Source organism: Streptomyces sp. AC627_RSS907, assembly GCF_019049165.1.
In genome coordinates this window covers 1-628 of record NZ_JAGMUE010000479.1, presented here as the reverse complement: position 1 = coordinate 628, position 628 = coordinate 1, and the positions used below count along the sequence as shown (strand labels likewise).

Below are 628 nucleotides of genomic sequence, written 5' to 3'. Positions count from 1 at the left end.
ACGTGGTCAAGGCGAGTTCGACCCGATCCACCCCGAGAACAAGGAGCGACACGATGTCCCTACGCAGAACCCCGGGCCTGGTCGGTGCCGTGGCACTGGCCCTGGCCCTGACCGGGTGTGGATCGTCGGACGGCGCGTCGGACGACGCCGGCAAGGGCCGGACCCGGGTGTTCACCGCCGACAACGGCAAGATCACCATTCCGGAGAAGCCGAAGCGCGTGGTGGCCACCGGCTACGCCGTGCCCGCCCTGATCGAGGCCGAGGCACCGCTGGTGGGCATCTCGACCTGGAAGCGCGGCGAGCCGATGATGAGCCAGCGGGACCTGGCCACGTACAAGAAGCTGCCCAAGGTGGCCGGTGAGTTGGCGACGGAGACCAACTACGAGGCCATCGCCGAGGCCGAGCCCGATCTGATCGTCATCGGCGTGCCGGCCCCCGTCCTCGGCGACATCGACGTCAAGCGGCTGGAGTCCATCGCCCCGGTGCTGGCGATCGGCCCGACCGTGCCCAACATGTGGCGCAAGCAGTCCCACCAGCAGGCCGACGCCGCCGGCGCGCTCACCAGGTTCGACGCGGTCAAGAAGGCGTACGAGGACAAGGCCGCCGCGCTCACCGCGAAGTACAAGGC

Annotated in this window: 1 protein-coding gene; it reads left to right on the top strand. The window is 69.3% G+C overall.

The annotated features are described in order from the left end of the window. Window positions 1–53: 53 nt before the first annotated feature. The coding region (locus KUM32_RS36585; RefSeq protein WP_217146194.1) for an ABC transporter substrate-binding protein at window positions 54–628 on the top strand (575 nt) is incomplete at its 3' end.